This window comes from Blastococcus sp. VKM Ac-2987 (assembly GCF_026967805.1).
Lineage (GTDB): Bacteria > Actinomycetota > Actinomycetes > Mycobacteriales > Geodermatophilaceae > Blastococcus.
Window position 1 is genome coordinate 86,593 of record NZ_JAPVBG010000002.1, and the last position, 24,833, is coordinate 111,425.

Genomic DNA, 24,833 nt, shown 5'->3' on the forward strand with positions numbered 1-24,833 from the left:
GGCGGTTCCCGAGGACCGGGCGCGCCGACGAGGTCTGCTAGCGGAGAGCTGCGACGTCGGTGGTCACGTCGTCCGCCCGGTCCGCCGTTCCGGCCCCCACCAGCTCCAGCCGGACCCCCGGCGCGGCACGCCGCAGCACCAGCATGCGCAGGCCACCGCCCAGCAGCGCCACCCCACCGAGCATCTCGCCCGCCTCCTCGAGGTGGTAGCAGAGGACGAAGGGCAGGCCCAGCCGACCCTCCGACACCAGCCAGCCCTGCACCAGCTCCCCGCCGAGAGCAGAGCCCAGCAGGAGGAGGAAGCCCAGCACCAGCCAGCGACGGGCCTGACGCGGCGCGGTCCAGGTGAGCACGACGACGCAGATCACGACGGCCGCGCCGATGGCCAGCCCGGGCACCACCCACAGGTAGGGGAAGTCCTCGGGACTCAGCCAGTCGAGCACGAACCTGTCCAGCCGCTCGTGCAGCACCGTCGCCTCGTCGAGGGAGAGCAACGCGACGACCGCGGCCAGCACCGCCCACCGGCGGCGCTGCCAGCCCGGCCCTGACAGCGCGGCCACCACCGCGTAGGAGACGGCCCCGAGCGCCAGCACGACCGTGGACCACCACGTCGTCAGGTTCGTCTCGTCGTAGACGTCGACGTACATCCGCCACTGACCGCGCTCGACGAGCATCGGCGAGGCCGACCAGGCCAGGGCACCGCTGAGGACGACGAGACCGAGCGTCACGACCACGAACGGGATGAGCCAGCGGGTCGGGCGCAGGGAGTCGGGCACGACCCGATTCTGGTCGTGGCAGGACGGCGACCGCGAGGCCCCACCCCGGTGAGGGGTGCCCGGGGTTCACCGTCGGCCGTCGGCGGGCAGACTGCACCTCATGTGGCTCTTCTTCACCCGCCGGCTGCGCATGTGGCTGCTCCTGACCTTCGTCGTCCCCCTGGCCACCGGCGTGCTGCGCCGGCTCGGGCGGGCGCTCGAACGGCGCCGCGGCCCGTCCACGATCAGCAACGCCCTGCTCAAGGCCGGTGACCTCGGCGACCGAGCCCGGGCCAGCCTGGGCGGCGGACGCCGGTCCCGCCGATCCCGCCGGGCGTGACCGAGCCGGTTCTCGAGACCCGGGCGGCGACCACCGAGCCCCGCGCGGTCGCGCTGTTCTGCCACGGCGGGACGGTCGCGAGCGTGGAGCCGCCCAAGGAACGCGCCCTGTCGGTCGTGCGGATGCGGGCGATCGAGCAGTTCGTGTCCTCGGCCGCCGCCGGCCAGGGGCTGACCACCTGCCTGCTGCGCTACCGGGTGGCCGGCTGGAACGGTGCGGCGGCCGACGCCTACGCCGACGTGCGCTGGGCGCTGGACCGGATCCGCGCCGAGCACGGCGACCTGCCGGTGGTGCTCGTCGGCCACTCGATGGGCGGCCGGGCGGCGTTGCGCGCCGGCGGGCACGACGGCGTGACGGCGGTGTGCGCGCTCGCGCCCTGGACGCCGCCCGGCGAGCCGGTGGGGCACCTGCGGGACCGCACCGTCGCGATCCTCCACGGCAGCGGGGACCGGTGGGTCCCCGCCCAGCTCTCCGCCGACTTCGCCGTGCGGGCCCAGCGGGCGGGCGCCCGGGTGGCCCGGTTCACCGTTCCGGGCGGGCACAGCATGCTGCGCTCCGCGCACCGCTGGCACGCCTTCACCCGTGACGTCGTCCTGGCCGGGGCGGGGCTGGCGCCGATGCGGCCCGACGTCGCCGCGGCGCTGGCCCGGCCGGCGCCGGAGGGCCTGGCCGTCCCGCTCTGAGGACGCACCGCCGCCGTCCCGCGGATCAGCTGCGGGTCAGCTGCCGGGGGCGGTCCCCGGGGCCCCGGTCGTCCGGTAGCCGATCCGCGCGTTGCCCTGGCGCAGGTCGATCGAGTGCACCGTCACGGACCCGAGCAGGTCGCCCGTGCCGCCGTCCACCACCGCCCACGAGGCGCGGCCGGGCTGGATGCGCAGCCGCTCGACCAGCGCGACCGCGTCCTCGCGGGTGTCGAGGGCGCCACCGCCGGCCCACAGCCGGGACGCCGGGTCCGCCGTCTGCGCGGCGAACACGGCGTCCACGTCGGTCTCCCGCCACGGCCGCATCCGCAGCGGACCAGCGGTCAGCTCCGGCGGCGTCCCGCGCCCGATCGTGCCCGACGGCTCACCCGTCGGCGGACCCCGGGGCGGTCATCGGCTTCATGGTCTTCGCGGCGACCGTGTCGGGGGTCATCGCCGACATGCGCCCCATCGCCCTGCTGGCCAGGGACCCGGCGAACACGGTGGCCTCGCCCTTCATCAGGGCGCGGAAGCCCTGCTCGGCCACCTGCGCCGGGTCGTCCTTCTTGTCCGAGGCGCCCAGCTTGGTGTCGGTGAGGTCGCCGCGGTCGAAGAACTCGGTGTCGGTCGGGCCGGGGAGCATGGCGGTGACGGTGACGCCGGTGTCGGCGACCTCCTCGCGCAGCGCCAGCGCCAGGGACTGGACGAACGCCTTCGACGCCCCGTAGACCGCCTGGAAGGGCTGCGGCGCCTGGGAGGCGACCGACGAGGTGAACAGGATGCGCCCCTCGCCGCGGACCACCATGTCCTGGGCGACCCGCTTGGCGAGGTGCATCGTGGAGACGCAGTTCAGCGCCACCAGGTCCAGCTCCGCCTCCAGGTCGGTCTCGACGAAGCGGCCGCCGACGCCGACGCCGGCGTTCAGGGCGGCCGCGTCGAGCGGGCGGCCCGCGCCGCGCACGGCGGCCACCAGCTTCTCCACCTCCTCGCGGCGGGCCAGGTCGGCGCGCACCGGGGAGACGGCGGCGCCGCGCTGGCGCAGCTGCAGGGCCGCCGCCTCCAGCGCGGTGTCCTCCGCGGCGACGATCAGGTCGTAGCCGTTCTCGGCGAACTGCTTGGCCAGCTCGAGCCCGATGCCGCTGGAGGCACCGGTGACGAGGGCGAGGGGGCGGACGGCGGTGTCGGGCACGGGACCTCCAGGAGCGACGGGTGTGCCCCCGTCCCTGCCCAGCCGGGCCGCTGCCGACCCATCCGGATCCCCGCCGTCCGCGCGCCCCGGCCGTCGCCGGCAAGGCGAGCCTGACCTTGGCCCCCGGGGGCCACCGGTCGGCCCCGGCGTGACACCCCGGGCGGGCAGGACAGGAGCGACCGCCCAGTCCTGATCCGCCCGGAGGCCTACGTGTACCTGTCGAAGACCGAGGCCGCCGTGCTGCCGACGACCCTCGGGGCGCCCGTGCGCCCCGCACCGCCCGCGCCGGGCCGCCGGCGGCTGTGGTCGATGCTGGGCCCGGCCTTCGTCGCCGCCGTCGCCTACGTCGATCCGGGCAACTTCGCGACCAACTTCTCCGGTGGCGCGGCGTTCGGGTACACGCTGCTGTGGGTCATCGTCGCGGCCAACCTCATGGCGATGCTGATCCAGTCGCTGACGGCGAAGCTCGGGCTGGCCACCGGCCGCGACCTGGCCACCCTCTGCCGCGAGCGCCTCCCCCGGCCGGTCACCTGGGGCCTGTGGCTGCAGGCGGAGGCCGTCGCCATCGCCACCGACCTGGCCGAGATCGTCGGCGGCGCGATCGCCCTGAACCTGCTGTTCGGGGTGCCGCTGCCGATCGGCGGGCTGATCACCGCGGTCGTCGCCTTCATCCTGCTGGCGGCCCAGTCCCGCGGGCACCGGCCGTTCGAGCGGGTCATCACCGGGCTGCTGCTGGTCGTCGGCCTGGGCTTCGGCTACACGCTGGTCGGCGCCGGGGTCGACATGGGCGGCGTGGCCGGCGGCATGGTGCCCTCGTTCGAGGGCGCCGACAGCATCCTGCTGGCCACCGGCATCCTCGGCGCCACGGTCATGCCGCACGTCATCTACGTGCACTCCGCGCTCACCCCCGGTCGCTACGGCGACGCGGTCACCGCCGGCCGCACCCACCAGGGACGGCGGCGGCTGCTGCGGGCCCAGCGGCTGGACGTGCTGCTGGCGATGGGGCTGGCGGGGCTGGTCAACGCCGCGATGCTGATCATCGCCGCGCAGCTGTTCACCAGCGGCAGCGGCGCCGACACCCTCGAGGGCGTGCACGCCGGGCTGGGCGACCAGCTGGGCACCGGTGCCGCGCTCGCCTTCGCCGTCGCCCTGCTGGCCTCCGGGTTCGCCTCCTCCTCGGTCGGCACGCACGCCGGTCAGGTCGTCATGGCCGGCTTCCTGCGCAGGCACATCCCGGTGCTCACCCGCCGGCTGATCACCCTGGCGCCGGCGCTGGCGGTGCTGGTGCTGGGCGGCGACCCGACGACCGCCCTGGTGTGGTCGCAGGTGGTGCTGTCCTTCGGCATCCCGTTCGCGCTGGTGCCGCTGCTGTGGCTGACCAGCCGCCGCGACCTGATGGCCGGCTGGGTGAACCGCCGGGTCACCACGATCGCCGGGGCCGTGATCGCGGCGCTGATCATCGGGCTCAACGCCCACCTGCTCCTCGGCCTGCTCGGCTGAGCCGCTCCTCCGCGGGGCGGGGCGGGTCCCCGCGGAAAGCGGGGGTGGGGCGGCGGTCGGCGGGCTGGTCTACGCTCGGCGGCACAACTGAAGACACATTCACAGCAGGGGAGCGCTTCGGCGCTGAGAGTGCGGGACACCGCAGACCCTCGAACCTGATCCGGGTCATGCCGGCGCAGGGAGCCTGGAGGAAGAGACATGGCCCGACCGGCCGTCCATCCGTCGTCCGCCGACACCACCGAGCGCAACCCTGGTGGCGTGCGCTGGCGCACCGTCGACATCGTCGTCACCGCCGTCCTGGGCGTCGCCTTCGGCGTCGTCTTCTGGGCCTGGAACCTGGTCGGCGAGGCGGCGTCCACGCCGCTGGACTTCTTCCCGCCGATCAAGGGGCTGCTGAACGGCGTCTACCTGATGCCGGGCGTGGTCGCCGGGCTGCTGGTGCGCAAGCCGGGGGCGGCGGTGTTCGCCTCCACGCTGGCCGCCGCGGTCAGCCTGCTGCTGGGGTCCCCCTACGGCGGCATCATCGTCGTCTACGGCCTGGTGCAGGGCCTCGGCGGTGAGCTGGGCTTCCTGCTCACCCGCTACCGCAGCTTCGGCTGGGGCACCGCGATCCTGGCCGCCGTCACCGCCGGGCTCTCCACGGCGACGCTCGACATCACGCTCTACTACGCCGAGGTCGCGTTCGGGCTGAACGTCGCCTACGCCGTGTTCACCGTGCTCTCCAGCGTGCTGCTCGCCGGCGTCGTCGGGCTGCTGCTGGTGCGCGCGCTGGCCCGCACGGGAGCGCTCAGCTCCTTCGCCGCGGGCCGCCAGCGGGTCTGACCCGGCGCCGCGTGCTCAGGAGGAGCACCCCCGGCGGTCGGTCTCTGCCCACCACCGTGGGCAGAGACCGACCGTCCGGGGAGGGCGGTGCGTCCGGGACCGTCGCCGGGGGCCCGTCCCGGATCGTGGCCCGCGGCCTCGGCGTCCGGCACGCCTCGCGGCGGGCCTGGGCGCTGGCCGACGTCGACCTGACCGTCGAACCCGGTGAACGGGTGCTCCTGACGGGTGCGTCCGGGGCCGGGAAGTCGACGCTGCTGGCGGCGCTGGCCGGCATCCTCGACCCGGAGGCCGCCGAGCAGGCCGGCCAGCTCACCGTGGACGGCGTCGCGCCGCACGCCGCCCGCGGGCGGCTCGGGATGCTCGCCCAGGACCCCGACAGCCAGCTGGTCATGACCCGCGCCGGTGACGACGTCGCCTTCGGGCTGGAGAACGCCGGCCTGCCCGCCGACGAGATCTGGCCGCGCGTGGACGAGGCCCTGGCGGCGGTCGGGTTCGGCTACGGGCGGGAGCGGCCGACGCAGGCGCTGTCCGGCGGGGAGAAGCAGCGGCTGGTGCTCGCCGGTGCGCTGGCCCGTCGCCCCGGCCTGCTGCTGCTCGACGAGCCGACCGCCCAGCTCGACCCCGCGGGAGCCGACGTGGTCCGGGCCGCCGTCGCCCGGGCGACGGCCGACCGGCGGGCGACCGTGGTCGTCGTCGACCACGACGCCGGCCCGTGGCTGCCGCTGGTGGACCGCGTGGTGGAGCTCCTGCCGGGCGGGCTGGTCGAGCAGCCCCCGGGCTGGCGGCCGGCCCGCCGCACCGCCGGGCTCGAGCTCCTCCCCGGAGCGGACGGACCGGTCCTGCTCACCGCCGACGCGGCCGGCTTCACCTACCCCGGGACGGCGACCCCGGCGCTGCGCCCCACCGGCGCCGCCCTGCAGGGCGGACGGGCCCTCGCGGTGACCGGGCCCAACGGGAGCGGCAAGTCCACGCTCGCGCTCCTGCTGGCCGGCCTCCGCTCGCCGACCACCGGCCGCGTGGAGGCGGCCGGGGAGCTGGCCGCCGGGGTGCGCGGCGGGCACCGGGCGCCCATCCGCTGGCGGGCCGGCGAGCTGGTCACCCGCATCGGCACGGTGTTCCAGCACCCCGAGCAGCAGTTCCTGACCGGGCGGTTGCGCGACGAGCTGGCGCTGGGGCCGCTGCGGTCGGGCACCGGGGACGCCGCCGCCCGGGCCACGGCCGAGGAGCTGCTGGAGCGGCTCGGGCTCACCGCGTTCGCCGACGCCAACCCCTACACGCTCTCCGGCGGGCAGCAGCGCCGGCTGTCGGTGGCCACCGTGCTGGCCACCTCCCCGCGCGTGCTGGTGCTCGACGAGCCCACCTTCGGGCAGGACGCCGCCACCTGGCGCGAGGTGGTGACCCTGCTCGCCGAGCAGCGGGCCCGGGGCTGCGCCGTCGTCACGGTCACCCACGACCGTGACCTGGTCGAGGTCCTGGCCGACGCAGAGCTGGCGCTCTGATGGTCATGGTGCTGGGGCCGGTGGCCGACGTCCCGCTGTCCCGGATCAACCCGGTGGCGCAGCTGACCGCCATCGGGATCGTCACCGTCGTGCTGCTCACCAGCCTCGACATCGTCACCCCGGCGATCGTGCTCGCGGCCGAGCTGTGCCTCCTGCCGGCCGCCGGCCTCACCGACCTGCGCGACCTGTGGCGGCGCACCTGGCCGCTGCTGCTCGGCGCCGCCTCGGTCGGCGTGGTCAACGTGCTGCTGGCCTCCGACGCCGATCCGGTGACCGGCGCCGGACTGGCGCTGCGGGTGATCGGGCTGGCCCTGCCGGGGGTGCTGCTGGTCGCCTCCACCGACCCCGTCCGGCTCGCCGACGCGCTGACCATCCACTGGGGGGTCTCCACCCGCTTCGCCTACGGCGCGCTGGCCGCGCTGCGCCTGGCCCCGCTGCTGGTGGCGGAGTTCGAGGCGGTGCGGCTGGCCCGGCGGACCCGCGGGGTGGAGGCCGGCCGCAACCCCGTGGCCCGCGTCCGGCTGCTGGCCGGGGTGGGCTTCACGCTGCTGGTCGGCGCGGTGCGCCGCGGCTCCCGGCTGGCGACGGCGATGGACGCCCGGGGCTTCGACTCCGGGATCACCCGCACGAACGCGCGGGGGTCCCTGCTCCACCCGCGCGACACCTGGTTCGTGCTGGCCACGGGAGCCGTCTGCGCGGTCGCCGTCACCGTCAGCGTCCTCACCGGGTACTGGTCACCGGTGTTCATCGGCTGACCGATCCGTGTGATCTGGGCGACTTCAGGTTTGATCCCCGCCGGAGAGGCCGATACGAGATTGTTCGGCCGACGCGGAACCACGCCGGCCCGGGGGATCGAGGAGCGCGCGTGACAGGGCAGGCGGCCGGCACCATCTGGCCGTCGGCGTTCCCCCCTCCCGCCGAGACCGTGCTCTCCTGGCAGCTGCGCGACGTCGCGCAGCTCCCCGCCGTCCGCGCGGAGGTGCGGCGGTGCGTGCACGGGTGCGCGGTCGACGACCTCCTCGACCGGCTGGTGCTCGCCCTGGACGAGATGGCCTCCAACGCGCTGCGCCACGGCGGCGGGGAGGTGCGGGCGGCGCTGCGCAGCACCGGCAGCGCCTTTCTCGTCGAGGTCTCCGACCAGGCGACGCAGACCCCACCGACGCCGGCCGTGGGCCGCGATCCCAGCTTCGGCGGGCTCGGGCTCTACCTCATCGCCGAGCTCGCGCCGCAGCACGGGTGGTACGTCGGCGACGGCGCGAAGCACGTCTGGGCCCTGCTCGCGAGCTGAGCCCGCTCAGTCCTGCGGGTGCAGGCGGATGGCCACCAGGGCGACGTCGTCCTGCAGCCCCTCGGGCCGCAGGCGCTCGATCACCGCGTCGCACAGCTCCGGGAGCGGCCGGTCGGCAAGCTCGACCAGCGCTGACCGCAACCGGTCCGTGCCCTCGTCGAGCGAGAGGTCGCGCCCCTCCACCAGGCCGTCGGTGTAGAGGAGCACGGTCGTGCCCCGCGGCACGGTCACCACCGTCTCGGTCCGTCGCGCGCCGGCGTCCACCCCCAGCATCAGCTCGGCGCGCTCGCCGGCCAGCTCCTCGATCCGGCCGTCCGGGCGGAGCACCAGCGGCGGCGGGTGACCGGCGTTGGACCAGCGCAGCCGGGTGACGCCTGCGACGCGTTCCTCGGCGGTCTGCTCGACGCGGACGATCGCGGCGGTCGCCAGGGTGCCCATGCCCAACCCCTGGACGGCGGCGTCGAGGTCGGCCAGGACGGTGGCCGGGCCGATGCCGTCCCGGTAGCCGATGCCGCGCAGCATGCCGCGCAGCTGCCCCATGGCCGCGGCCGCCTCGGTGTCGTGGCCGACGACGTCGCCGATGACCAGCATCGTGGCGCCCGACGGCTGCAGGAAGGCGTCGTACCAGTCACCACCGACCTCGGCGACGGCCATCGCCGGGTGGTACCGCACCACGATCTCGGAGTGGTCCGGCTGCGGCGGGGCGGTGAGCAGGCTGCGCTGGAGCCCCTCGGCCAGCCGCCGCTGCTGCTGGTAGAGCCGCGCGTTGTCCAGCGCCAGCGCGACCCGCCCGGCGATGTCCCGCGCCGTCGCGACGTCCTCCTCACCGGGTACCGGCCGGTCGGCCGACCGGTAGAGGCTGATCGCGCCGAGCGTCCGGCCGCGGGTCGCCATCGGCAGCGTCATCGCCGACCGCGGGGAGAGCGACCAGAACGCGTCGCTCGCCGGACCCGGCGGCAGCGTCCGGCCGACGGCCGCGCCGACGTCGGGGACGACGAGCGCCTGGCCCGAGGCGAGCGCCCGCAGGACGGGGGCGTCCGGCCGCAGGGCCGCGAGCCGGGTGGCCGCGTAGTCGGCGACCACGCCCCCGCGGTCCGCGTCGCGGTGCGCGCTGGCGACGTCGCGCATCCGCCCCTCGGCGTCGACGAGGCTGAGGATCACCCAGTCCCCGAGCTCGGGGACGAGCAACCCGGCGACCCGCTGCAGCGCGGCCTCCTCCTGCCCCCGGCTGTCGAGCGAGGCGGCCATGGCCGTCGTGCTGTGCGCGACGAGTGCGAGGCGGGAGGCGCTGCGCCGGGCCCGCTCCTCGGCCGCCCGGCGTTCGGTCACGTCGAGGAAGGACACCGACAGCCCGTCGGGCGTGGGCCAGGCGCGCACCTCGAACCACGCGTCCAGCGGCGGCGGGTAGTAGGCCTCGAACAGCTGCTCGTCGCCGCTGGTCACCGCGGCCCGGTAGTGCCGCTCGAAGTCGCTGCCCAGGGCCGCCGGGAACAGCTCCCAGACCACCCCGCCGAGCAGCTCCTCGCGCGAGGCGCCCAGGACGCGCTCGGCCTCGGCGTTGACGTAGGTGAAGCGCCACTCCCGGTCCAGGGAGAAGAACGAGGCCTTCATCGCCTCGAGCAGACGGGCGATCCGCACGTCCCCCTGCCGCTGCGGCGTGGTGTCGTACCCCGCCCCGAGCAGCCGCACCGCCGTCCCGCCGTCGTCGGCGACCGCGCGGCCGCTGCCCCGCACCCAGCGGGTCGCCCCCGTCGGCAGCACGACGCGGAACTCGGCGTCGTAGTCGCGCTCCCCGTCGACGGCAGCCTGCAGGGCGTCCGTCGTCCGCTCCCGGTCGTCGGGGTGGATGCGCGCGAGGAAGGAGTCGATGGTCTCGTCGAACTCCGCCCGCTCGTAGCCGAACAGGGCGAGCAGCCGGTCGTCCCAGAGCAGCCGCCCGGTCTCCAGGTTCCAGTCGAAGCTGCCGATGCCCGCGGCGTCGATCGCCAGCTCGAAGCGCAGCCGGTGGGCCTCGTACTCGGCCGTGAGGGCCATGAGCTGCAGCTCCGTGCCCACGGAGTCGGCGAGCTGGCGGAGCAGGGCGACGTCCCGGTCGGTCCAGGTCCGCGCCCGGGGCTCGTAGACGCACAGCGCACCGATCGGCTCGCCGCCCATGACCCGGAGCGGGATGCCCAGGTAGGCGCCGACCTCCCCCGCGCGGACCGGTTCCCGGTCGGACACCCGCTCGTCGCGGGCGGCGTCCGGCACGACGAGGGGCTCGTCGGCCATGACGGCGACGGCGCACAGCGACTCGGTCAGCGGCAGCCGTGCCCCGATGCCGCCGGGCGGCAGCCCCGTGCCGGCCACCGCGGTCTGGACCTCGCCCACGAGCGACACCTGGGCGGAGTCGCAGTCGAGCAGCCGGGTGGCCAGATCGGTGAGCCGCTGCAGGCTGCGGTTGCCGAGGGCCTCGCCGGCCAGCCGGCGCACCAGTTCGGCGCGGTCCCCGGGACCGGACGCGACCCCGTCCGGGGACCCCTGGGGGGCCGGCCCGTCGGGGAGCTCGGCGGCGCTCACGGGACTTGCCTCCACAGACGGTCCGCGGGGCCGACGGCACGGTCGGCTCCGGTGCCGCGGCGGGAGGTAGAGCCTGTCACACCCCCGGACCGGACGTGCGCGACTCGGGCGGGGTCCGCAAGGGGAAGGGGACCGGGCGGTACCCGGAGCCGGGGCGGGCGCCCGGCCGGGGGCCGGACCGTCCAGCGGTCCGGCCCGCTCCGGCGGGGCGCCCGCCGTCCGGCGGGGAGAGCGGACGGGGCGTCCCGTCCACCGGCACGGGCCACGGTCGCCGGGACGTCGTCCCCGCGCTGCCCCGGAGCGCTGGTCCGTGGACGTCGGACCCCGGGTCCCGGGGACGTCGGCACCCCTGCCGGCCGGCGGGCCGGTGGCGCGCCGCGCCGCAACCCGGCCAGGCACCGGCCGGTCAGAGACCCGGTGGTCGCGAGGGGGATCGCGCCAGCGGGCACCGGCAGGAGGCCTGTCGTCCACCTCGCGGGACGGTTCCGGGTCCGCGGTCCGGCCGCCGGCGATCCGTGCCTCCCTGGAGGGTCCGCGCGCTGCCTGCGGAGCAGGAGCCGTGCGGGGGGACGAGGCCGGATACGTCGAGCGGAGCGGTCTGCGGGCGCCCGGAGGGGCACCGTCGGAGGTGGGCCAGGTGCGGCCGAGGTCGGCCGAGGGGGGACGTGCTCGGGAACCGAGTCGACGATCCGTGCCACCCGGGGAAGAGGGTGGCCGGTTCCGGCGTGCTCGACAGGAGAGCGGGAGACGGCGTTCCGCGGCTGGGTGCCGTGGTCGCGCGGCAGGTTCAGCTCGGCGCGGGGGGCGCCGGGCGGGGGTGCGACGAGGGTGGCCGCACGGGGAACGGCTCAGGAGGAGGTCCGTTCGCGGGCCAGGTTCGTCGCGGCGGGAGGGGCGAACCCCGGACCGGGCACCCGGACGGATCGCCCCGTGCCCCGGCGCCACCGGACCCCCCGGGGGATCTCGGTGCCGGCACCCGGGGGGTGCGGCTCGTCGGGCCGGAGGTGCGGACCGGGGAGGACGGCGGCGTGGACCGCGCCCCGTACCGAACCGAGGACGGCCGGTCCCGCGGTGGACGCCAGCCGACGCCTGGCCGGCTCCGTGCCGAGGGCTCCGTGGAGCTCGGGGCGGTGGGACGGGCGGTCGCGTCAGGTGCGGCCGTACCGGTTCGCGACCCCGGCGACGAGGCCGGTCCCGCGGGAAGGAGCGCCGCGACGGGGGAAGACGCCACGGGCTGGATCGAGGGGGTGCTGGGCAGCTCGCGCAGCACCACGGGAGCGTCGACGCCGGGCCGCGTGGAGCGGGCGGGCCCGCCCCAGGCGAGGTGCTCGCCGTGCTCGCCGGCGCCCCAGAGGGCCATCCGGCGGCCGAAGGCGCGCACGGCGGCGCGGCGGCGGCCCGGCTCCGGAGCGGGGTGCGCGGCGACGCGCCAGGCCAGGTTCTCGCCCTGCTCCCCGGCGCCCCAGAGCGCCATCCGCCGGGTGATCCCGCGCAGCCCGCCGAGGGGCCGGCGGACCCGCTCGGGGACGACGACGACGCGCGGGGTGAGCGGGGCGGGCACCCGCGCGGCGCGGGCCGGCGGTGCCGGCGGGACGGACCGCAGCGGCACGGGGCGGGCGGCCGCGCGGTGCGGAGCCGGACGGGGGCGCTGGCGCGGCCGGGCCTCGTCGGCCCGGTCGAGGACGCCGATGAGCCCCGCCAGCGTGCCGGCCGGCTCCCGCCCGGGCAGGCCGGCGCGCACGGCCGCCGCGGCCGGCCGTACGGCTGGCTGGCTGCTGCTCATGTCGCCTCCCGAAGTCGTGTCCGCAGCCGGGGAAGGTGCTGCGGACAAGGAGAAAGGTAGGGACCGGGAGCGTCCTGACGGCGCTGTTCCGACACGCCTCCGGAAGCGCGTGACCCAACCGTTGCCGGGCCTTTCCCGAATGGCCGGTGACCCCTTTCCCGGCGCATTCCCTTGTCGACTTACCGGTGCGCCCTGAGCGTGGAAAGAGCGGACGGAGGGCCCGGTCATGCCGGGGGCTGCGCGCTGCGCCTGGCGTGTCGGACGTCTCGCCCGGTCGGGCGCCCGCCGAATTGCCGCCGCTCCGGGCCGCTCGCAGACTCAGCCGGTGAGTGATCATGGAGCCGCCGACGGCAGCGACCCCGCCGAGGCGGACCCCACCCGGTTGCGCCGCGCGGTCAGCGGGCGGCTGCTGTTCCTGTTCATCCTCGGCGACGTGCTCGGCGCCGGGATCTACGCGCTGATCGGCGTCATCGCCGGCGAGGTGGGCGGGGCCGTGTGGCTACCGCTGCTGGTCGCGCTCGGCCTCGCGCTGCTCACGGCCGCCAGCTACGCCGAGCTGGTCACCAAGTACCCCCGCGCGGGCGGCTCGGCGGTGTTCGCGCAGCGGGCCTACCGGAGCCCGCTGATCTCGTTCCTCGTCGGGTTCTGCATGCTCGCGGCCGGTGTCACCAGCGCGGCGGGCCTGTCGCTGGCCTTCGCCGGCGACTACCTCGGCGTCTTCCTCGACGTGCCCGCCGTCCCGGCCGCCGTGGTCTTCCTGCTGCTCGTCGGGCTGCTCAACGCGCGCGGCATCCATGAGTCGGTGCGCGCCAACGTCGGGATGACCGTCATCGAGGTCTCCGGGCTGGTCCTGGTCGTGGTGCTGGGGGCGCTGGTGCTCGGCCGGGGCGACGGCGACCCCGGCCGGGTGCTCGAGTTCCCGGCGGGGGTGTCGGTGACCTCCGGCGTGCTGGCCGCGGCGCTGCTGGCCTACTACTCCTTCGTGGGGTTCGAGACCTCGGCCAACATCGCCGAGGAGGTGCGCGACGTGCGCCGCGTCTACCCGCGGGCGCTGTTCGGTTCGCTGCTGGTGGCCGGGCTGGTCTACCTGCTCGTGGGCCTGGCGGCGTCGGTGGTGCTCGCGCCGGACGAGCTGGCCGCCTCCTCCGGCCCGCTGCTCGCCGTCGTCCAGGCGGCCGACGTCGGCGTGCCCGACCAGCTGTTCAGCCTCGTCGCGCTGATCGCGGTGGCCAACGGCGCGCTGCTGACCATGATCATGGCCAGCCGGCTGGTCTTCGGGATGGCCGAGCAGCGGCTGCTCCCCAGCCCCCTGGGCCGGGTGCTGCCCGGGCGCCGCACCCCGTGGGTGGCCATCGTGCTCACCACGCTGGTGGCGATGGGGCTCACGCTCGTCGGCGACCTCGGCGCCCTGGCCAACGCCGTCGTCCTGCTGCTGCTCCTGGTCTTCCTCAGCACCAACGTCGCCGTGCTCGTGCTGCGCCGCGACCGGGTCGAGCAGGAGCACTTCCGCGCGCCGGCGGTGCTGCCGGTGCTGGCGATCGCCTCCTGCCTGCTGCTGCTGTGGCAGCAGGAGGGCCGCACCTGGCTGCTGGCCGGCGCGGAGCTGGCCGTCGGCGTGCTCCTCTACCTCCTGGCGCGGGCGCCGTGGTGGGCGGGAGCCGACCGGGCCGGCCCGGACGCACCCGCCGAGCCGGCTGGGAGGATCCCGCGGTGACCGACCGCACCCCGCTGGTGATCGACACCGATCCGGGCATCGACGACGCCCTCGCCGTCCTGCTCGCCCTGGCCAGCCCGGAGGTGGACCTGCGGCTGGTCACGACCGTGCACGGCAACGTCGAGCTGGCGCAGGTCACCGAGAACGCGCTGCGGGTGCTGCACCTGGCCGGCCGCTCGGACGTGCCGGTCGCCGCCGGCGCGCGGGCCTCGCTGATCCACCCCCAGCCGGAGCGGGCCGGGCACGTGCACGGCGCCGCCGGGCTCGGGGGCGTGGAGCTACCGCCGTCCCCGGCCGCGGTCGACCCGCGCCCCGCCGTGGTCGCCCTGGCCGAGCTGCTGCTGTCCTCCCCGGAGCCGGTGACCGTGGCCGCCATCGGCCCGCTCACCAACATCGCGCTGCTGCTCGCCGTCTCCCCGGACGCGGCCGCGCGCATCGGGCGGCTGGTGGTCATGGGCGGCTCCGCCGGCCGGGGCGGCAACGTCACCGCCGCGGCGGAGTTCAACATCTGGTCCGACCCCGAGGCGGCCCAGGCGGTGTTCACCTCCGGGCTGCCCACGGTGCTGGTGGGGCTGGACGTCACCCTGCCCACGGTCCTGACCGTGGAGGGCATCGCCCGCTTCGCCGCGGCCGGTCCGGTCGGCCGCTCCGCCGCGGCGATCCTGCAGCAGTACGTCGACCACGCCCGGGACGCGTACGGCACGGCCGGCGTCGTGGTGCACGACGCCCTGGCGCTCACCGAGGCGATCGTCCCGGGCACCCTGGGCACCGTGCGGCGCGACGTCGTCGTCGACACCACGCTCGGTGCCGGCCGCGGCCAGACGCTGGTCGACCGGCGGTCGGTCTCCGCGGCCGGCACGGCCGTGGAGGTGGCCGAGCACGTCGACCCCGCGGCCGCGGTGGAGTTCCTGGTGTCCCGGCTGGCCCGCCTGGACCTCGCCTAGGAACGCGCCACGACCCCGTCGACGATGCCGGCGGCGATGTCGCGCAGCTTGCGGTTGTACCGCTGGGAGGCCTGCCGGAGGACCTCGAACGCCTGCTCGGCGTCGACGCCCTGCTGCGCCATGAGGACGCCCTTGGCCTGCTCGATGACCGCGCGCGACTCCATGGCGATGCGCATGTTCCGGGCGTCGTCGGCCAGCCGGGCGTGCGCGTCGGCGTTGGCGACGGCCACCGCGATCATCTCCGCCGCCCCCAGCCCCGCGGCCAGCGAGTCCGGCGACGCGAAGGCCGCCACCTCGGTCGAGTAGACGTTCAGGGCGCCGATGCTCGTGCCCTGGTAGGGCAGCGGCACCGAGAGCGAGCTGCGCACCCGGGTCGTCCGGACCCGGGCCATGTAGTCCGGCCAGCGCTCCTCGGTGCGCACGTCGTCGATGCGCAGGACGACCCCGCCGCGGCCGGCGTCGATGCAGGGGCCGCTGCCCTCCTCGTACTGGAGCTCGTCGGCCTCCAGCGACATCGCCCCGGCGTGCGCGGCGGTGAAGGCCTTCTCACCCCGGATGAGGGTGGTCGACACGGACTCGGCGCCCGGGATCACCCGCGCCGCGATGGCGGTGATGTCGCCCAGGACGTCGGCGAGCTCCCGCCCACCGAGGGCCACCCGGCTGAGCTCGCGCAGCGCGTCGTCCACCCGTCCAGTGTGCCTGGTGCGGAACTCGCCGGTCGCCCCCCTTCGCGCGCCGGCGCGGCATCGGTCAGGATGGTGCGACCAAGCCGGGTCCCGGTGCCGCCTGCGGAGCAGACGCGAGAGGAAGCGATGGCCGACGAGCTGGCCCACGACGCGTGGCCGAGCGCGCCCGTCCCCTCCGTCCCCGGCGACGTCTGGCACTGGCAGCTGGAGGCCATGCAGGTCGTCTCCCGGGTGCGCACCGACCTGCGCGCCCGGATCGCGCACCCGTCGGTCTCCGCGGCGTCGACCGAGGACGCCCGCGACGGGCTGCTCCTGGTGTTCGAGGAGCTGGCCTCCAACGCGCTGCGGCACGGTGGCGGCGACGTGCGCGCCCTGGTGGTGGCCGGCCCCGCCGGCTGGCTGCTGGACCTGAGCGACGAGGCTCCCGACCGCCCGCCGGTACCGGCCGTGGACCGCGATCCCGCGCTCGGCGGCATGGGCCTGCACCTGGTGGCCCAGCTGTCCACCGCCTACGGGTGGGAGGAGCGGCCCGGCCGCAAGCACGTCTGGGCGCTGCTGCCCACCGGCCGGGAGGTGGCCGAGCCGTTCCGCGACCGGCTCCCCGAGCAGCGCTCCCCGGGGATCCCCCGGGACTGACCTCAGCGCCGGGCGGCGGCCACCGCGGCGCAGAACCGGCCGGCGTCGGTGCGCACCTCCCCCATGGGGGCCAGCAGCTCCTCCACCGCCACCTCCCGGACGGCCGCCCGCAGCCGCCGGTCGGCCGTCCGGGCCCGCCGGCGAGCGCGCAGCGCCACGAGCGGGCGGCACAGCACGGCGAGCAGCAGGCCGGCCAGCAGCCCGCCGACCACCAGCAGGGTGGGCAGCGGCACGCCCTCCACCCGGGGCAGCGGCACGATCTCGTCGAGCTGGAAGAACCCGAGCGCGACGAGCGCCAGCAGCCAGAGCGCGCCCACGAGCGCGGTGGCGAGCAGCAGCCACTGCAGCCCGGCGGCCGCCCGCTGCCAGAGCGGCACCCGGTCGGGGCCGAGGTCGGTACCGCCGACCGCCCGGTCCAGCGCATCGGCCAGCCGGTCCTCGGACACCTCGGCCGTCCGCCGCAGCTCGTCCCGCCAGGCCGGCGCCAGCCCCTCCCCGACGGTCTCGCGGGCTTCTCGCACGGCGGTCGCCATGCGCGCGCGCTCCACCACGCCGGCCGCCGGCAGGGAGGTGCGCGCCCGGGCGTCGCCCAGGTGCAGGCGGTCGAGCGGGTCGGCGCGCAGCTTGCGCGTCCAGCGCAGCAGCGGCCAGCCGGTGTACCCGGTCCCCTCCCTGCGGGTCGAGCGCTCGACGGCGGCGGTCACCGTGGGCACCCCGGCCGCGTCGGCCAGGGCGCCGGTGAGGTCCTCGGCGAGCCCCTCGTCGGGCGGCCCGCCGGCCGACCGGCCCCAGCGGCGGCCGCCGCCGTCCGGGGACTCGGGGCAGTGCGCCGCCAGGCCCGCGGCGCTGCCGCGCACATCGGCCAGCAGCCGCTCGCCGGCCGCCCGCCGGGCGCCCACCCGGCGGGCCATCTCACCGCGCAGCTCCGCCAGCCCAGCGCCGGTGCGTGCGGAGACCGCGAGCAGCGGCGTGGCGGCCAGCCCCTCCCGGTCGAGCAGGCCGCGCAGGTCGGCCAGGCACGCGCGGGCGGCCGCCTCGTCGAGCCGGTCGACCTGGTTGAGCACGACCAGCAGCACCCCCGCGTGGCCGGCCAGGGGCGCCAGGTAGCGCTCGTGGACGGCGGCGTCGGCGTACTTCTGCGGGTCCAGCACCCAGACCAGGACGTCGACCAGCCCGACCAGCCGGTCGACCTCCAGCCGGTGCTCGACGCGCACGCTGTCGTGGTCGGGCAGGTCGAGCAGGACCAGCCCGTCCAGGGCGGCCTCCGGCTCGCGGCGGTGCCGCCGGGGCACCTCCAGCCAGTCCAGCAACCGGTCGGTGCCGTCGTCCGGCCGGCCCCAGACGGTGGCGTGCGCGACGCCGGTGGTGGGCCGCCGCACGCCCGGCGTGCTCACCTCGCTGCCGGACAGGGCGTTGAACAGGGTCGACTTCCCGCTGCCGGTGGCCCCCGCCAGCGCGACGACCGTGGCGTCGCCGAGTGCCTCGCGGGCCCCGGCCTTGGCGAGCACGGCCCGGGCCTGGGCGATCTCCGGGACCTCCAGCCGTCCGTCGGCGACCTCGACGGCCTCCCGCAGGGCCGCCAGCCGGTCGGCCAGCGACGTGTCCTTGCCCCTCATGCCCGGCGGATCCCGGCCAGGGCCCGGGCGGCCGCGCGCAACTCGTCCGCGGCGGGTGGCAGCGGGGCCGCCGCGGCGATCCGGTCGTCGAAGCGGTCCTGCTCGTAGGCCAGCAGCGTCTCCGCCCGATCGTCCAGATCGGCCCGCGCCCGCTCGGCCAGCGCCCGCACCGCGGCGTCGCCGAACACCGCCTCCAGCACCCGCTGGCCGACGGCCGTCGTCCCGCCGGCCACCGCGACCTCGCCGCCGGTCAGCCCGCCGGTCTGGGCGAAGACCGCCACCATGACCACCGCCCCCGCACCGTTGACCCCCCACGACAGCAGCCGGGCGCGCGAGCGCTTGTCGGCGCCCTCGCTGCGCACCAGGTCCAGCACCGTGCCCTGCCAGTCACGCACCTGCGCGGCGGCGGCCTCGGGGAAGTCCGGGGACACGCCGGCGAGCTCGCGCTCGTCGCCCGCCAGCAGCGCCGGGCCGGCCGGGAGCGACCGCCAGGCCGTGACCGTCCGCTCCGCGGCCCGGTCCGCCTCGGCCCGGAGGAGCTGCTCCACGCTGCTCTCCAGCGCGCCCTGCAGGCTCTCGGCCGGCGCGGGACGGCCGGTCAGCGCCGCGGCGACCCGGTCGCGCACCCACCCGACCCGGTTCTGCAGCGTCCGCATCCACTCCCCCGTGCCGACGAACTCCTGCCAGCGGGCGAGCACCTCCCCGCGCAGCAGGCTGCCGCTACGGACGCCCTCGTCGATCCCGTCGCGCGCCGCGTCGTACGCGGCGGCCGCGGCGTCGTGCAGGGCCCCGGCGACGGCGAGCTGCTCGTCCACGGCCGCGGCCACCACGGCGGTGCGCTCCTGCAGGCTGTCCAGGGCACCGCCGAGCGTCTGGCGCACCACGGCCGCCCGCTGCTCCTGGTCGGCCGCCAGGCCGTGCAGCCAGCTCCGCAGCGGGGCGACCTGGTCCTCGGGCAGCCGGCCCTCGGTGAGGGGGCGCTCCTCGATCACGAACAACCGGGCCGCGGCCAGGCCGGACCGCTCGAGCATGCCCGCGAGGTCGGCCGTGATCTCCGCGGCCGCCTCGGGCGGCACCCGGTCCAGGACGACGGCCAGCGCCGTGCCCCGCTCCTCGGCGGTGCGCAGCAGGTCCCAGGGCACCGCGTCGGCGTAGCGGGCCGCCGTCGTGACGAAGACCCACAGGTCGGCGGCGGCCAGCAGCTGCCCGGCGAGGTCGCGGTTGGAGGCGACCACCGAGTCGACGTCCGGCGCGTCGAGGACGGCCAGGCCGGCGGGGACGTCGTCGCGGACGACGAGTTGCACCGTCCCGGGCCCGCCGTCGCCGCCGGTGACCCGGGCCAGCCCGGGGAGGACGCGGTCGCCGGAGAAGCTGCCGGCGTCGGCCCGGGAGCAGACCAGCACCGGGGCCCGCGTCGTCGGGCGCAGCACCCCGGCGGTCGTGACCGGCGCGCCGACCAGGCTGTTGACCAGGGTCGACTTCCCGGCGCCCGTGGAGCCGCCGATGACGGTGAGCAGCGGGGCGTCGAGGTCGAGCAGGCGGGGCAACAGGTAGTCGTCGATCTGGTCGGCGACGCTCCGGGCGGCCCGGACGGCGTCGTCGCGCGCCGGCGTCGCCAGCCCCAGCGGTGCGGTGGCCAGCCGGTCCCGGAGGACCATGAGGGCCTCGGGCAGGCGAGGCGTCGACGTGGTCACACCTGCTGCTCTGCCCCGGGACGCCGCCCGCTACCCGCCGGTTCTCCCGCGGTCACTCGGCGAGCCGCGCGCGCTCCTCGCGCAGCGCCTGGAACACCCTCCGCCGGACCCGGTCCTCCTCCTTCTCGGCGATGCCGACGAACCGGATGCTCATCACCCAGCGGGCGCCGCGGGCCTGCAGGCGGATCACCTCGCCGGTGACCCGGAGCGGTCCGTCCTCGAAGCGGAGGGTCAGCGCCAGCGTGGTCCCGGGCTCGGGCGGGATGCCGAAGCCCTCGAACTGGACCCGCAGGCCGGCCTCGCTGACGTCCAGCGTCTCGCCCGAGAGCTCCACGGAGCCGAGGCCGGCCTCCACCGGCAGGACCACCCGGCCCCGGACCGCTGCCCGGCGCTGGCTGTGCTCGGCCGGGCCGGTGACCGTGAGCCGCCAGCGCACGACCGCACCCTGCTGGACCTCGAGCACCTCGGCCGGCAGCGCGCGCTGCCCCTCGGTGGTGCGCCAGAACACCTCGACCGCGTCGCCGGGCTGCACGACGGTCTCCGCCACGTACTCGCCGGCGGACGGCCGCACGGAGATCACCCCGGAGTGGACGACCTCCACCCGCGAGCTCACGGCGACGTTCGTGCCGGCCAGCCGGACCTCGGCCTCGGTCTGCTCGGCCGGGTGGTCGACGCCGGGAACGCTGGTCATGGATCCTCTTCCGATTCGGTGCTCGCGCCGGCGCCCTGGTGCTCCGCCGACCCGCGCGGGAACGGTAACCCGGTCCGGGGCGGCCGCCGGTGCGCCCGCCCGGCGACGCGCCGTGGCGACTCGCCGTCGTCCCGTCCCCGCAGGTCAGGGGGACGGACGGGTCCCGATCACCGGGCGGGCTGCCGCTGCGGCGACGGGTTCCGCGGCGCCGACGGCGTTCCGCGTGGTCTTGGCCCGGTAGAGCCGCTCGTCGGCCCGGGACATCAGCTCCGGCGGGTGGGCGTCCGCGCCGGCTGCGGCGGCCACCCCGAGGGACAGGCTGAGCTCCCCCGGCGAGAACCCCGGCGGCTGCAGCAGGCGGGCCTCGCGACGCAGCTGCTCGGCCACCTCGGCCGCCCGCACCGCGTCGGCGCCGGGCAGGAGGACGGCGAGCTCGTCGCCACCGAGGCGGGCGACGAGGTCGCCCCCGCGCACCCGGGCGGACAGCAGGCCGGCGACCGCGCGCAGCGCGTCGTCACCGCCGCCGTGCCCGTGCCGGTCGTTGACGTCCTTGAAGTGGTCGAGGTCGACGAGCACCACGCTCAGGACCTCGCCGCGCTGCCTGGCCCTCGTGCACAGCGCGGTCAGCTCGGCGTCCCACCGGCGGCGATTGGCCAGCCCGGTGAGCGGGTCCTCGTGGCTGAGCCGTTCCAGCTGGGCGAGCAGCAGGCCGGTCCGCTGCTGCTCGTGCTCCAGCCGCGCCCGGGTGAGCAGCTCCCGGGTGGTGAGCGTGTGCCGGCGCAGGTGGGCGAGCACGGCGATCAGGGACGCGGTGGCCAGGTAGACGCTCACGGCCAGCAGGTCCGCGGCCGACAGCCCGGTGCCGGTGCTGAGGGAGAAGAACCCCAGGGCGGCCCAGGAGACGGCGACCAGGGCCACGGTCCAGCGCGGCCGCGCGACGAGCACGCAGCCGCTGCCGTAGATGGCGAGGGTGAAGCCGAGCAGGTGGTACTGCGGATCGGCCGACCGCGTCACGATCCACGCCACCTCCGACTGCACCACGGCCAGCACCAGGAAGGTGAGCAGCTCGGGTCGGCGACGGCCCAGCGGCAGGCGCCAGAGCGCGAGCAGGGCCAGCAGCATCGGGATCTCGCACAGGAGGCGCACCGCCAGGAAGGTGGTGGCGTTCTCGGCCTCGGCCTCGGTCACCAGGTCGACCAGCGACCACAGCGGGACGGCGGCGACGGCGACCCCGGCGACCAGCAGCCCGGCGGTGCGGGCCCGGTCGGCCAGCTCCTCGGGCAGGCCGGGGACGGCCTGGGCCAGCTGGCCGACCGTCGCGGCGCCTCCCCGCCCGCCCACCGGCATGCCGCCGGGCACCGGGGACGGCGCCACTGCGGGCAGCACGTCGCTCCGGCGCAGCATCCCCAGCAGGCGCAGGGGGATCGAGAACGGCACGGTTCTGCGATCGGCAGGTCCGGGGGCTCCCTGAACGATCCGGGGAGATGCCACCCGGACGGGTGACCCGGACGGCATCCGCCCAGGTCAGCCGCCCAGGTCAGCCGTTGCGGCGGGCCGTGAACCCGGCGACGAACTCGCGCAGGCTGCGGGTCGGCCGCAGCCAGGCACCGTCCGGCGGCAGGGCGTCGAGGCGGACCCGGTCCAGGGGCTCGACGAAAGCGCCCGGGACGTCCTCGATGTCGATGAACTGCAGCAGGTCCGAGCCGATCGCGTACCCGGCCACCTCGCTGAAGGCCACCACGACGACCTCGGTGCCCTGCCGGACGAGCTCCTCGAGGGGCTCGGCGAAGTTGCGGCCGTCACCGGAGAACACCACCAGCCGCCGGAGCCGGTGGCTGTGCTGCCGGACGGCGATGTGGTCGAGCATGTCCTGGTCGATGTCGTCGTCGGGCTGCGACTTCGGCCGGGCGAACACCGAGTAGCCGAAGCCCCGCAGCGCCTCCACCCAGCGCTGCAGCGAGCCCGGCTGCGGCGGGATGTTGGCGAAGACGCAGGCCTCGACGTCGGGCACGTCGGGGGCGGTCTCGGCCCCGCCGGCGCCCTCGACGAACCAGGCGGCGATCGCGTCGAAGCGCGGCCGCGAGGCTGCCGTGGGCCGGGCACCGATGACCGTCGACAGGGTCATGTCGATGTTGGGGGCGTCCCAGATCAGCAGGTCCAGCGGGGGGCGCGGCCGCCCGTCGTCGGCGGCCCGCGCCGGCTTCGCACCGATCCCGGCCGTGGCCTCGGAAGTGTCCAGCACGGGGACAGTCTGCCCGGCGCCGGTGCCCGGCGTCCCCGGGGGCGACGGTGCGGGCGTGGCGGCCGGGCGCGGCGGACCGGCGGGCGCGGTCGCACGGCGCCCGGGACGGCGGAGGATCACCCGGGTGCGGGAACGGCGTGGCCGGCCATCGCGAGGGCGCAGAGGTCCCCGCCGGCCAGCTGCACCTCGCGGACCCAGCCCGGCAGCCGGTCGGCGGGCATGGGGTGGCCCAGCAGCCAGCCCTGGGCGAGGTCGCAGCCGGCCTCGCGGACCATCCGGAGGTGCTCCGTGGTCTCGATCCCCTCGGCCACCGAGCGGATGCCCAGCGTCCGGGTGAGCCCGACGATCGCCGCGAGCACCGCACCCGTCTCGCCCGCGGCCACCCGCTCGGCCGCGGCGAGCAGCGAGCGGTCGATCTTGAGGGTGCCGATCGGCAGCGAGAACAGCTGCGCCAGCGAGGACCAGCCGGTGCCGAAGTCGTCGATGGCCACCCGGACGCCGAACCCGCGCAGCACCGAGAGCTGGTCCTCGGCCCGGGTGGGGTCCTCCGCGACGCTGGTCTCGGTGAGCTCGAGGACGAGCTGGTCCGCCGGCAGGCCGGACTGCTGCAGGGCGACCCGGACGTCGCGGACCAGCGTCTCGGCGGAGAAGTGCCGGGCGCTGACGTTCACCGACATCCGCAGGTTCAGGCCCTGGGCGGCCCACTCGGCCGCCTTGCGGGTGGTCTCCCGCAGCAGCCAGCGGGTGATCGGGATGATCTGGCCGGTCTCCTCCGCCACCGAGAGGAAGGTGTCCGGGGAGAGCAGGCCGCGCTCGGGGTGCTGCCACCGCACCAGCGCCTCCACGCCCTCGATCTCCCCGGTGTCCAGGCGCACGACCGGCTGGTAGTGCACCACCAGCTGGTCGATGGCCTCGCCGCGCAGCCGGGTGGCGACCTCCAGCCGCCAGCGGGCCGCCTCCCGCAGCACGGGGGAGAACAGGTGCACGCGGTCCCGGCCGGAGCTCTTGGCCGCGAACATCGCCGCGTCGGCGTCGCTGAGCAGGTGGTGGGCGTCCCGGACGTCGGGTCGCGCCACCGCCACGCCGATGCTGGCGCTCAGCGGGACGGTGATCTCCCCGACCGCGAAGGGGCGGGCGAACACCGTCTGCAGGCGGAAGGCCAGCGCCGCGGCCTCGGACGCGTCGCACCCGTGCGCGAGCACCACGAACTGGTCGGCTCCCAGGCGCGCGACGGCGTCACCCGGGCGCAGCTGCTCGGAGAGCCGGCCGGCCACCAGGCGCAGCAGCTCGTCGCCGATCTGGTGCCCCAGCGAGTCGTTGACCGTCTTGAACGCGTCCAGGTCCAGGACCAGCAGGGCGACACCGGCGCGGTGGTCGGCAGCCAGGGCCTCGGTGGTCAGCTCCAGCAGGCGGGCGCGGTTGGGGAGCCCGGTGAGGTCGTCGTGCCGGACCTTCCAGACCAGCTCGTCGCGGGCCCGCACCTGATCGGTGATGTCGGTGTGGGTGATGACCACGCGTCCCTCGGCGTCGACCCGGGTGGCCTGCAGGTGGAACCAGAGCACCCCCTCCCGCGTCGGGGAGGCGTAGTCGAGGTGGAAGGATCGGCCGTCGGAGCGGGCGGCGTCGGTGAGCAGCGACCGGACGCCCGAGGCGAGGTCGTCGTGCGCGGAGCGGTCCAGGCTGCGAGTCATGCTCGCCAGGTAGTCCTCACCCACCCGCCCGGGCCAGGCCGCGTCCGGCAGCAGCCGCCGGCCGTTGCGGTTCCAGGCCCCGTTCGTCGACAGGATCCGCCCGTCCGGGCCGATGAGGACCGTGGGCGTGGGCAGTGCGTCGAGCACGGCGGCCAGCTCGCGGAGCTGGGTGTCGCGCTCCTGCTCGCTGCGCCGGCGGGTGTCGATGTCGCGGAACAGCACCGCCGCGCCCGCGGGATCGGCGAAGACCCGCACCTCGTACCAGCGGGACGTCGGTTCGTAGAAGAAGTGGAACTCCCGCGACCGGCCGTCGTCGAGCACCTGGCGGACCTGCTCCTCGGCCACCGAGCCGCGCAGTCCCGGGAACGCCTCGCGGACGTCGCGGCCGAGCAGCTCGTCGGCACGTTGCCCCAGGAGGCGTTCGGCGGCCTCGTTGAGGTAGGCGAAACGCCCCTGCGCGTCCAGGCGGTAGACCGCATCGGGCACGCCGCTCAACGGGTCGGGCCGG

The 24,833-nt window shown here is 76.5% G+C and carries 21 protein-coding genes and 1 riboswitch; of the genes, 10 read left to right on the forward strand and 11 right to left on the reverse strand.

Going from position 1 to position 24,833, the window contains the following annotated elements; translation table 11 throughout:
• Positions 1-37: 37 nt before the first annotated feature.
• Complete coding sequence (locus O2W17_RS09275) at positions 38-775, reverse strand: hypothetical protein (protein ID WP_269192142.1); 738 nt, start codon at positions 773-775, stop codon at positions 38-40.
• A 100-nt stretch (positions 776-875) separates the two neighbouring features.
• On the opposite strand from O2W17_RS09275, the gene O2W17_RS09280 reads away from it, so the two are divergent.
• Positions 876-1,094: a hypothetical protein gene (locus tag O2W17_RS09280; protein WP_269192143.1), complete on the forward strand. Its 219-nt coding sequence runs from the start codon at positions 876-878 to the stop codon at positions 1,092-1,094.
• Positions 1,091-1,777 (forward strand): alpha/beta hydrolase, encoded by a 687-nt coding sequence (locus tag O2W17_RS09285; protein WP_269192144.1) that lies wholly within the window; start codon positions 1,091-1,093, stop codon positions 1,775-1,777. Before O2W17_RS09280 ends, O2W17_RS09285 begins: the two co-directional genes overlap by 4 nt.
• 36 nt (positions 1,778-1,813) lie before the next feature.
• Here the strand turns inward: O2W17_RS09285 and O2W17_RS09290 are convergent, their stop codons facing one another.
• Both O2W17_RS09290 and O2W17_RS09295 read right to left on the reverse strand, forming a co-directional pair.
• Complete coding sequence (locus O2W17_RS09290) at positions 1,814-2,101, reverse strand: GNAT family N-acetyltransferase (protein ID WP_269192145.1); 288 nt, start codon at positions 2,099-2,101, stop codon at positions 1,814-1,816.
• Between the two features lie 58 nt (positions 2,102-2,159).
• Positions 2,160-2,963, reverse strand: a complete 804-nt coding sequence (locus tag O2W17_RS09295; RefSeq protein WP_269192146.1) for an SDR family NAD(P)-dependent oxidoreductase — start codon at positions 2,961-2,963, stop codon at positions 2,160-2,162.
• A 210-nt stretch (positions 2,964-3,173) separates the two neighbouring features.
• Between O2W17_RS09295 and O2W17_RS09300 the strand changes: the two genes are divergently transcribed.
• From O2W17_RS09300 to O2W17_RS09320, 5 genes are all read left to right on the forward strand, one after another.
• Positions 3,174-4,463, forward strand: coding sequence for an Nramp family divalent metal transporter (locus tag O2W17_RS09300; protein ID WP_269192147.1), 1,290 nt, complete (start codon positions 3,174-3,176; stop codon positions 4,461-4,463).
• Between the two features lie 96 nt (positions 4,464-4,559).
• Positions 4,560-4,663: riboswitch (TPP riboswitch) on the forward strand.
• Positions 4,662-5,285, forward strand: coding sequence for an ECF transporter S component (locus O2W17_RS09305; protein ID WP_269192148.1), 624 nt, complete (start codon positions 4,662-4,664; stop codon positions 5,283-5,285). (Overlaps the previous riboswitch by 2 nt.)
• A gap of 125 nt (positions 5,286-5,410) precedes the next feature.
• Positions 5,411-6,784 (forward strand): ABC transporter ATP-binding protein, encoded by a 1,374-nt coding sequence (locus O2W17_RS09310; RefSeq protein WP_269192149.1) that lies wholly within the window; start codon positions 5,411-5,413, stop codon positions 6,782-6,784.
• Positions 6,784-7,539: an energy-coupling factor transporter transmembrane component T family protein gene (locus tag O2W17_RS09315; protein WP_269192150.1), complete on the forward strand. Its 756-nt coding sequence runs from the start codon at positions 6,784-6,786 to the stop codon at positions 7,537-7,539. Before O2W17_RS09310 ends, O2W17_RS09315 begins: the two co-directional genes overlap by 1 nt.
• Positions 7,540-7,649: 110 nt before the next feature.
• The gene (locus O2W17_RS09320) at positions 7,650-8,072 is read left to right on the forward strand and encodes an ATP-binding protein (protein ID WP_269192151.1); all 423 of its coding nucleotides are present in this window, start codon (positions 7,650-7,652) and stop codon (positions 8,070-8,072) included.
• Positions 8,073-8,078: 6 nt separating this feature from the next.
• On the opposite strand, the gene O2W17_RS09325 is transcribed toward O2W17_RS09320, so the two are convergent.
• Positions 8,079-10,628, reverse strand: coding sequence for a SpoIIE family protein phosphatase (locus tag O2W17_RS09325; protein WP_269192152.1), 2,550 nt, complete (start codon positions 10,626-10,628; stop codon positions 8,079-8,081).
• Positions 10,629-12,736: 2,108 nt separating this feature from the next.
• On the opposite strand from O2W17_RS09325, the gene O2W17_RS09330 reads away from it, so the two are divergent.
• Both O2W17_RS09330 and O2W17_RS09335 read left to right on the forward strand, forming a co-directional pair.
• Positions 12,737-14,125, forward strand: a complete 1,389-nt coding sequence (locus tag O2W17_RS09330) for an APC family permease (protein WP_269192153.1) — start codon at positions 12,737-12,739, stop codon at positions 14,123-14,125.
• A complete protein-coding gene (locus O2W17_RS09335; RefSeq protein ID WP_269192154.1) occupies positions 14,122-15,069 on the forward strand; it encodes a nucleoside hydrolase in 948 nt (315 codons plus the stop codon). Before O2W17_RS09330 ends, O2W17_RS09335 begins: the two co-directional genes overlap by 4 nt.
• On the opposite strand, the gene O2W17_RS09340 is transcribed toward O2W17_RS09335, so the two are convergent.
• Positions 15,066-15,755 (reverse strand): GAF and ANTAR domain-containing protein, encoded by a 690-nt coding sequence (locus O2W17_RS09340; protein ID WP_269192155.1) that lies wholly within the window; start codon positions 15,753-15,755, stop codon positions 15,066-15,068. The two genes, O2W17_RS09335 and O2W17_RS09340, sit on opposite strands and share 4 nt — an antisense overlap.
• 126 nt (positions 15,756-15,881) lie before the next feature.
• Between O2W17_RS09340 and O2W17_RS09345 the strand changes: the two genes are divergently transcribed.
• Positions 15,882-16,391 (forward strand): ATP-binding protein, encoded by a 510-nt coding sequence (locus O2W17_RS09345; protein ID WP_269192156.1) that lies wholly within the window; start codon positions 15,882-15,884, stop codon positions 16,389-16,391.
• Positions 16,392-16,393: 2 nt separating this feature from the next.
• On the opposite strand, the gene O2W17_RS09350 is transcribed toward O2W17_RS09345, so the two are convergent.
• From O2W17_RS09350 to O2W17_RS09375, 6 genes are all read right to left on the reverse strand, one after another.
• Positions 16,394-18,007 (reverse strand): GTPase, encoded by a 1,614-nt coding sequence (locus tag O2W17_RS09350; RefSeq protein ID WP_269192157.1) that lies wholly within the window; start codon positions 18,005-18,007, stop codon positions 16,394-16,396.
• On the reverse strand, positions 18,004-19,701 hold the full coding sequence (locus tag O2W17_RS09355; RefSeq protein WP_269192158.1) for an ABC transporter: 1,698 nt from the start codon (positions 19,699-19,701) through the stop codon (positions 18,004-18,006). The genes O2W17_RS09350 and O2W17_RS09355 overlap by 4 nt, the downstream gene beginning before the upstream one ends.
• 52 nt (positions 19,702-19,753) lie before the next feature.
• Positions 19,754-20,392, reverse strand: a complete 639-nt coding sequence (locus tag O2W17_RS09360) for a flagellar brake protein (protein ID WP_269192159.1) — start codon at positions 20,390-20,392, stop codon at positions 19,754-19,756.
• A 144-nt stretch (positions 20,393-20,536) separates the two neighbouring features.
• The gene (locus O2W17_RS09365; protein WP_269192160.1) at positions 20,537-21,829 is read right to left on the reverse strand and encodes a GGDEF domain-containing protein; all 1,293 of its coding nucleotides are present in this window, start codon (positions 21,827-21,829) and stop codon (positions 20,537-20,539) included.
• A gap of 100 nt (positions 21,830-21,929) precedes the next feature.
• Positions 21,930-22,634, reverse strand: a complete 705-nt coding sequence (locus O2W17_RS09370; RefSeq protein WP_269192161.1) for an NYN domain-containing protein — start codon at positions 22,632-22,634, stop codon at positions 21,930-21,932.
• A 116-nt stretch (positions 22,635-22,750) separates the two neighbouring features.
• Positions 22,751-24,811, reverse strand: a complete 2,061-nt coding sequence (locus O2W17_RS09375; protein ID WP_269192162.1) for a putative bifunctional diguanylate cyclase/phosphodiesterase — start codon at positions 24,809-24,811, stop codon at positions 22,751-22,753.
• Positions 24,812-24,833 lie beyond the last annotated feature (22 nt).

What these genes read in the sequence shown, in the direction of transcription:
- O2W17_RS09360 (WP_269192159.1), bottom strand. Translation starts at nt 20,392, where the DNA reads ATGACCAGCGTTCCCGGCGTCGACCACCCGGCCGAGCAGACCGAGGCC.
- O2W17_RS09345 (WP_269192156.1), top strand. Translation starts at nt 15,882, where the DNA reads ATGGCCGACGAGCTGGCCCACGACGCGTGGCCGAGCGCGCCCGTCCCC.
- O2W17_RS09280 (WP_269192143.1), top strand. Translation starts at nt 876, where the DNA reads ATGTGGCTCTTCTTCACCCGCCGGCTGCGCATGTGGCTGCTCCTGACC.
- O2W17_RS09315 (WP_269192150.1), top strand. Translation starts at nt 6,784, where the DNA reads ATGGTCATGGTGCTGGGGCCGGTGGCCGACGTCCCGCTGTCCCGGATC.
- O2W17_RS09350 (WP_269192157.1), bottom strand. Translation starts at nt 18,007, where the DNA reads ATGAGGGGCAAGGACACGTCGCTGGCCGACCGGCTGGCGGCCCTGCGG.
- O2W17_RS09290 (WP_269192145.1), bottom strand. Translation starts at nt 2,101, where the DNA reads ATGCGGCCGTGGCGGGAGACCGACGTGGACGCCGTGTTCGCCGCGCAG.
- O2W17_RS09305 (WP_269192148.1), top strand. Translation starts at nt 4,662, where the DNA reads ATGGCCCGACCGGCCGTCCATCCGTCGTCCGCCGACACCACCGAGCGC.